At 68.0% G+C, this 8,253-nt stretch carries 5 protein-coding genes; all 5 read left to right on the forward strand.

Annotation, left to right across the window (positions count from 1 at the left end; translation table 11 throughout):
* The first annotated feature begins 56 nt into the window (after nt 1–56).
* Complete coding sequence (locus tag ACFU9P_RS34480) at nt 57–1,739, forward strand: thiamine pyrophosphate-binding protein (RefSeq protein ID WP_384088741.1); 1,683 nt, start codon at nt 57–59, stop codon at nt 1,737–1,739.
* Nucleotides 1,740–1,751: 12 nt separating this feature from the next.
* Nucleotides 1,752–3,008 carry a formyl-CoA transferase gene (gene frc, locus ACFU9P_RS34485; protein ID WP_384088744.1) on the forward strand — a complete coding sequence of 419 codons (1,257 nt, stop codon included), beginning with the start codon at nt 1,752–1,754 and terminating at the stop codon, nt 3,006–3,008.
* Nucleotides 3,009–3,010: 2 nt separating this feature from the next.
* On the forward strand, nt 3,011–5,149 hold the full coding sequence (locus tag ACFU9P_RS34490; RefSeq protein ID WP_384088747.1) for an acetate--CoA ligase family protein: 2,139 nt from the start codon (nt 3,011–3,013) through the stop codon (nt 5,147–5,149).
* Between the two features lie 243 nt (nt 5,150–5,392).
* Nucleotides 5,393–6,775, forward strand: a complete 1,383-nt coding sequence (locus tag ACFU9P_RS34495) for an OFA family MFS transporter (protein ID WP_376386440.1) — start codon at nt 5,393–5,395, stop codon at nt 6,773–6,775.
* Between the two features lies 1 nt (nt 6,776).
* Nucleotides 6,777–8,253: OFA family MFS transporter (locus tag ACFU9P_RS34500; protein WP_384088750.1), on the forward strand; the 1,477-nt coding region annotated here is incomplete at its 3' end.

Raw genomic sequence — 8,253 nt, forward strand, 5'->3', positions numbered from 1 at the left:
ATGCAATGTACCGAGAGGGCGACAGCCCTCCCCTACGAAGGGACAGGACCGCCCTCATGCCCGATGACAGCCAGGGAGTCGTTTCCGGTGGTCAGCAGGTCGCCGGAGCGCTCAAAGCGGAAGGTGTGGACGTCGTCTACGCCGTCCGTGGCGCCCATGTCACGGGCATGTACGAGAGCTGCGCCGAGGCGGGCATCGACATCGTCGAGGTACGGCACGAGCGGGTCGCCGTACACGCGGCCGACGGTCATGCCAGGGTCACCGGAAAGCCCGGCTGCGCGGTCGTGACCGCCGGACCCGGCACCACCGACGCCATCACGGGCGTGGCCACCGCGCTGCGCGCCGAGTCCCCCATGCTGCTGATCGGCGGCCGGGGCGAGCACGGCCCGTACGGCACGGCCTCGTTCCGCGATCTGCCGCAGCTCGACATGATGAGCCCGGTCACCAAGTACGCCGCCGCCGTGCCGGGTCCGGCAGGCGCGGCCCGCATGGTGTCGACGGCGTTCCGCGCGTGCCGGCAGGGCGCTCCCGGTCCGTCCTTCCTGGAGATCCCCCGTGACGTACTGGACGCCAAGGTGCCGGTGGAGGAGGCCCGGATCGCCGAGGCCGGTCACCACAGGGCCGAGACCCGCCCGGCCGGTGACCCCGAGGCCGTCGAGAAGCTCGCCGATCTGCTCGTACGGGCCGACCGGCCGGCGATCCTGCTCGGCAGCCAGGTGGGCACGGCCGACGGGGCCGACGCGGCCGTGGAGTTCGTACGGGCGCTGAACGTACCCGCCTATATGAACGGGACGGCGCGCGGCACCCTGGCGCCCGGCGACCCGCACCACTTCCAGCTCTCCCGGCGCTACGCCTTCGCCAACGCCGACCTCATCCTCGTCGTCGGCACCCCCTTCGACTTCCGCGTGGGAATCGGGAAGCGGACCTCTCCGGCGGCCGTCGTCGCCCGGATCGATCTCGACCACCGCGCGGTGGACGGGGACCCCGGTATCGCCCTCGGCATCGTGGGCGACGCGGGGCCCGTACTCTCCTCGCTCACCCAGGCCGCCGGCGGACGCCTCGACAACGGCTCCGTACGGCGCAGGGCCTGGCTGGACGAGCTGCGCACCGCCGAGCGGACAGCGCTGGACATGCGGCTGCCGCAGCTCACCTCGGACACCGCGCCGGTCCACCCGTACCGGCTGGTGAGCGAGATCGACGAGTTCCTCACCGAGGACTCCCTCTTCATCGGCGACGGCGGCGACATCGTCACCCTCGCCGGCCAGACCGTACGGCCCAAGTCCCGCGGCCACTGGCTGGACGCGGGCCCCCTCGGGACCCCCGGTACCGGTATCCCGTTCGCCCTCGCAGCCAAGCGGGCGCGGCCGGGCGAGGAGATCGTGACGCTCTTCGGAGAAGGCGCCTTCTCACCGACCGGCTGGGACTTCGAGACGCTCGTCCGCCACAACCTCCCGTTCATCGGCATCGTCGGCAACAACTCGCCGGCGCACCCGATCCGTTACGGCCGGGCCGCCACCCACGGCCGGGAGCGGGAGCGGACCGCCGACACCCTCGGCGATGTCCCCTATGACAAGTTCGCCCAGTTGCTGGGCGGTTACGGCGAGGAGGTCCGTGAACCGGCAGACATCGCGCCCGCGCTCCGCAGGGCGCGTGAGTCCGGGCGGCCCTCGCTGATCAACGTCTGGGTCGACCCGGACGCGTACGCCCCCGGAACCATGAACCAGACCCTGTACAAGTAGAGGAGCCCCCTGATGACGCAGGCTCTTGAGACCCCTTCGGGAACGAAGGCGCTCGCCGGCATACGCGTACTGGACATGACGCACGTCCAGTCCGGCCCCTCGGCGACGCAGTTGCTCGGCTGGCTCGGCGCGGACGTGGTGAAGCTGGAGGCTCCGACCGGCGACATCACCCGTAAGCAGCTCCGCGACATCCCCGATGTCGACTCGCTGTACTTCACGATGCTCAACTGCAACAAGCGGTCCATCACCCTCAACACCAAGACCGAGCGCGGCAAGGAGATCCTCACGGACCTCATCGGCCGCTCGGACATCATGGTCGAGAACTTCGGCCCGGGGGCCGTCGACCGCATGGGTTTCACCTGGGAGCGCATCCGGGAGATCAACCCGCGGATCATCTACGCCTCCATCAAGGGCTTCGGCGAGGGTCCGTACACCAATTTCAAGGCGTACGAGGTCGTCGCACAGGCCATGGGCGGTTCGATGGCCACCACCGGCTTCGAGGAGGGTCCCCCGCTCGCGACCGGCGCGCAGATCGGCGACTCCGGCACCGGCATCCACGCCGTCGCCGCCATTCTCGCCGCGCTCTTCCAGCGTGAGCACACCGGCCGCGGCCAGCGGGTCAATGTGGCGATGCAGCACGCCGTGCTCAACCTCTGCCGGGTGAAGCTGCGCGACCAGCAGCGGCTCGCCGGCGGCCCGCTCGCCGAGTACCCGAACGAGGACTTCGGCGACGAGGTGCCGCGCAGCGGCAACGCCAGCGGCGGCGGACAGCCCGGCTGGGCCGTCAGATGCGCGCCGGGCGGCCCCAACGACTATGTGTATGTGATCATCCAGCCGGTCGGCTGGCGGCCCGTCACCGAGCTGATGGGCAGGCCCGAGCTGGCGGACGACCCCGAGTGGGCGACCCCGGAGGCCCGGCTGCCCAAGCTGGGCAAGATGTTCCAGCTCATCGAGGAGTGGACCAGCACTCAGCCCAAGTGGGAGGTGCTGGAGAAGCTCAACGCCCACAACATCCCGTGCGGCCCGATCCTCTCCACCAAGGAGATCATCGAGGACGTCTCGCTGGCGGACAACGAGATGGTCATCGAGGTCCCGCACCCCGAGCGCGGTTCGTTCACCACCGTCGGCAGCCCGCTGAAGCTGTCCGACTCCCCCGTGGACGTGGTCACCTCGCCCCTGCTGGGCGAGCACAACGAGGAGATCTACGTCGGCGAACTCGGTCTGGACGACGAGGAACTGCGCGTGCTCAAGGCGAACGGAGTCATCTAGCAGTGGACACCACGGAACCGCATCAGAGGGCCGTACGCGCCGTCCTGGACGCCGCGCTCGCCGAGGGACGTACGGCTCTGACCGCTCCGGAGGGCAAGGCCGTCACGGACGCCTACGGCATCCCCACCCCGGCGGAGGCACTCGCCGAGGATGTCGACGAGGCGGTGGCGCTCGCCGACCGGATCGGTTTCCCGGTCGCGCTCAAGATCGTGTCGCCCGATGTCCTGCACAAGACGGACGCGGGCGGGGTGCGGATCGGGCTGGCGTCAGCCGCAGAGGTGCGCGGTGCGTTCACCGCGATCATCACCAATGTGAAGGCGTATGCCCCCGAGGCGCGGATCCTTGGTGTCCAGGTGCAGCAGATGGTGCCGGCCGGTACGGAAGTGCTGATCGGTACGGTCACCGACCCGACCTTCGGCAAGATCGTGGCCTTCGGTCTCGGCGGGGTCCTGGTGGAGGTCCTCAAGGACGTCACCTTCCGGCTCGCCCCCGCGACCAGGGACGACGCGCTTTCGATGCTGGACGGGATCCGTGCCGCCGAGGTCCTGCGCGGGGTCCGCGGCGGCGCGGCGGCCGACCGGGAGGCGCTGGCCGGGCTGGTGGTCAAGGTGTCCCGGCTGGCGGCCGACTTCCCCGAGATCGCCGAGGTCGACCTCAATCCGGTGTTCGCGTCCGCGAACGGGGTGATGGCCGCCGATGTACGGATCCTGCTGAGCGCCGGGGCTCCGGCGCCGCGGCGCACGTACACCCGCGAGGAGATCCTCGTCTCGATGCGCCGGCTGATGCAGCCCCACTCGGTGGCGGTGATCGGCGCCTCGGCCGAACAGGGCAAGATCGGCAACTCGGTCATGCGCAACCTGGTCGATGGAGGTTTTCCGGGCGAAATACATCCGGTTAACACCAAAGCCGATGACATTCTCGGCCGTAAGGCGTACAAGAGCGTGATGGACGTGCCTGGTGAGCCTGATGTGGCGATCTTCGCGATACCCGCGGAGTTCGTCCCCGCGGCGCTGGAGGAGGTGGGCCGCAAGGGCATCCCGAACGCGGTGCTGATCCCGTCCGGGTTCGCCGAGACCGGCGAGCACGAACTCCAGGACCGGATCGTCGCGATCGGCGAGGAGTACGGCGTACGGCTGCTGGGGCCGAACATCTACGGCTACTACTCGACCTGGCAGGACCTCTGCGCCACCTTCTGCACGCCGTACGACGTCAAGGGCGGCGTGGCGCTGACCTCGCAGTCCGGCGGTATCGGGATGGCGATCCTGGGCTTCGCGAGGAGCACCAGGACGGGTGTCTCGGCGATCGTCGGCCTCGGCAACAAGTCGGATCTGGACGAGGACGATCTGCTGACCTGGTTCGGCGCGGATCCCCGTACCGAATGCATCGCGATGCATCTGGAGGACCTCAAGGACGGCCGCGCCTTCGTCGAGGCGGCGCGGGCGACCGTACCGAAGAAGCCGGTGGTGGTCCTGAAGGCCGGGCGTACGGCGGCCGGGGCGAAGGCGGCGGGCTCGCACACGGGCGCGCTCGCCGGGGACGACGCGGTGTACGACGACATCCTGCGGCAGGCCGGGGTCATCCGGGCGCCGGGGCTGAACGAGATGCTGGAGTACGCGCGGGCGCTGCCCGTGCTGCCCACCCCCCGGGGCGAGAACGTGGTGATCATCACGGGGGCGGGCGGCTCGGGTGTGCTGCTCTCGGACGCCGTCGTGGACAACGGTCTGTCGCTGATGGAGATCCCGCCGGATCTGGACAAGGCGTTCCGTGCCTTCATCCCGCCCTTCGGGGCGGCGGGCAACCCGGTGGACATCACCGGCGGCGAGCCTCCGGCCACCTATGAGGCGACGATCCGGCTCGGCCTGGAGGATCCCCGGATCGACGCGCTGGTGCTGGGCTACTGGCACACGATCGTCACACCGCCGATGGCCTTCGCCGAACTGACCGCGCGTGTGGTCGCGGAGTTCGCGGACCGGGGCATCAGAAAGCCGGTGGTGGCGTCGCTCGCGGGCGATGTGGAGGTCGAGGAAGCGTGCCAGTACCTCTTCGAACGCGGCGTGGTGGCCTACCCGTACACCACCGAGAAACCGGTCGCCGTACTTGGAGCCAAGTACCGGTGGGCCAAGGCTGCGGGGCTGCTATGAAGCGCCCCCGGCACACACAGACTGCCGGCGGTCCGGGGCGCGTGTCCCGGGTGCGGCCGGTGAGACAGGGCTGCGGAGTGTTTATGACGCACCGTCAGCTACGCCGCCCTGACGCATCGTCAGAACGTCGCACCGGTCAGGTGGTTTGGAGGTTACCCATGACCTAGCCCGCCCGGGCGAGCACGAAAGGTTTTGGACAGGGGGCGCTGGCCAGCTCTTTCGATGCAAGGGGTGCTACACCACATGACAACTACTGAAATCTCGAGTTCCGTCCCTTACAAGGAGGTGACGGACGCAAACGGCCGTGTGTACCGGATCGGTGAGACCGACCGGCACATCATGGGCCGTCCGCGATGGACAATGGTGCTCTTCCCGTGGATGGGAATGATGGGCATCAGCTCGTCCGAGTACGCGTTCACCTCGGCGGAGGACACTCTGCACGAGGCCCATCTCTGGAGCAGCGGGCACATCTTCTGGCTGATGGGTGTCTGGATCTTCTTCCAGGCGGCCGTGGCCTTCCCCGCCGGGCAGCTCCGTGAGAGCGGCAAGCTGCCCGCCCGGTACGCCATGATGCTCGGCGCACTGGGTACGTTCCTGGGCTATCTCTCCCTGGCCTACGCGCCGCACGTGATCGTGGCGTACATAGGCTTCGGAATGTTCAGCGGTATCGGCGCCGGTCTCGTCTATGCCACCTGTGTGAACATGGTCGGCAAGTGGTATCCGGAGCGCAAGGGAGGCAAGACCGGCCTCGTCAACGGCGGTTTCGCCTACGGCTCCGTGCCCTTCGTCTTCCTCTTCACCTCGTACATGGACCTGAGCAACTACCAGACCGTTCTGGTGGCTGTCGGTGTCATCTGCTGCCTCGTGGTCGCGGTCGCCGGCTGGTTCTTCAAGGACCCGCCGAAGTACTGGTGGCCGACGGGCGCGGACCCGCTGAAGACGTCGGAGGACCCGCGGATCCGGCGTGCGCTGGAGAAGAACCCGCCGGCGCTGAAGCAGTACACACCGAAGGAAGCGGCACGGACGCCCGTGCTGTGGATGATGTGGTTCTGCCTGCTGTGCACGGCCGGCATCAACATCTTCGGTATCGCCTTCCAGGTGCCCTTCGGCAAGGACATGGGCTTCGCCGGTGGGATCGTGGCCACCGCGATGTCGCTGAAGGCGATCGTGAACGGTACGGGGCGTGGCGTCATCGGCTGGATCTCCGACCGGTACGGACGCCGCAACACACTGATCATCGTCTGCCTGGTCCTGGGCAGCGCGCAGTTCGGTGTGCTGATATCCGGCTCCATGGGAAGCATGCCGTTCTTCCTGTTCTGCTCGATGGTCTCCGGCTTCGGCGGCGGCGCGATCTTCCCGCTGTTCGCGGCGATGACGGCGGACTACTTCGGCGAGAACAACAACGCTTCCAACTACGGCATGGTCTACAGCTCCAAGCTGATATCCGGCCTGGTCGGCTCCGGTATGGGAGCCGTGGTGGTGGCCGCCTGGGACTACGAGGGCGCGTTCATCATCGCCGGAAGCATCGGACTCGCCTCAGCCGTACTGGCCTTGTTCCTCAAGGCGCCAGGCAGGGGCAGCAAGATCGAACCAAACCCGAACCCGATAGGCCGGGAGATAGCCTGACATGACAGCGGAACCTCTCTCCGGTACGTCCGCGCCGACCACGGCCGGCGCGGACTACCGTGAAATCACCGACGCACGCGGCCGTATCTACCGGATCGGCGAATCCGACCGGCAGATCCTCGGCCTCCCCCGCTGGACGATGGTGGCGCTGCCCTGGCTCGCCATGCTCGCCATCAGCGTCTTCGAGTACGCCTTCGGGGCTGCGGAGGAGACCCTGTCCAAGGCACATCACTGGAGCTCGACGAACACCTTCTGGGTGCTCAGCGTCTGGATCTTCTTCCAGGCCGCTGTCTCCTTCCCGGCCGGAAGGCTGCGGGAGAAGGGCATCCTCACCAGCAGGGCCGCCATGCTCATCGGCTCGTTCTGCTCGCTGGTGGGATTCGTCAGCCTCAGTCATGCGCCGAACATCTGGCTCGCGCTGGTGGGCTTCGGCCTGCTGGGCGGGCTGGGTTCCGGACTCATCTACTCGACCTGCGTCAATATGGTCGGGAAGTGGTATCCGGAGCGCAGGGGCGGCAAAACCGGGCTGGTGAACGGGGCATTCGCCTATGGCGCCGTGCCGTTCATCTTCCTCTTCACCTACGGTTTCGACACCTCGAACTACCACACGGTGCTTGACCTGGTGGGGTTTTATGTCCTGGTGCTGACGCTGGTCTCGGGCCTGTTCTTCAAGGATCCGCCGAAGAACTGGTGGCCGGAGGAGGTAGATCCGCTCAACATCGCCGGGGATTCGAAGTCCGGGAGGGCTCTCGCCAAGAACCCTCCCGCGGTACGGCAGTTCACTCCGCAGGAGGCGCTGAGGACAGGTGTGGTGCCGCTGATGTGGCTCTGCATGCTGTGCTGTGCCGGAGTGTCGATCTTCGGGATCTCGTTCCAGGTGCCGTTCGCGAAGGAGATGGGCTTCGGCCCGCTCATCGCGGCGTCGTCCATGGGCGTGATGTCGGTGATCAACGGAACCGGACGCGGTGTGGTGGGCTGGCTGTCGGACAAGCTGGGGCGGCGGACCACGCTGACCTATGTGTGTCTGACCCTGGCCGTGGCGCAGTTCGGTGTGCTGTGGGCGGGCGAGATCAGGAACCAGACCCTGTTCCTGGTCTTCGCCTTCCTCTCCGGCTTCGGCGGCGGCGCTTTCTATCCGCTGTTCGCGGCGCTGGTCCCCGACTACTTCGGGGAGAACAACAACGCCTCGAACTACGGCATGGTCTACAGCGCCAAGCTGATCAGCGGTCTGTTCGGCGGTGGCCTCGGCGCCGTCGTGGTGGCCTCCTGGGGCTTCGTCGGCGCGTATGTGGCGTCCGGTGTGGTCTCGCTGATCGCCGCGGGACTCTCACTGGTACTGCGGCAGCCCGGCGGTCCGGACCGCGGGCGAAGGACCGTCGTCCTGCCGTGGGCCCGTGCGCGCGCATCGAGTGAGGCGCCCACCCGACCCCGGCGGGGGCGGGCGTCATCACACAGACGGCCCCAGGGGGGGGGGGTGT

The sequence above is a fragment of the Streptomyces sp. NPDC057617 genome, from assembly GCF_042800555.1.
Lineage (GTDB): Bacteria > Actinomycetota > Actinomycetes > Streptomycetales > Streptomycetaceae > Streptomyces.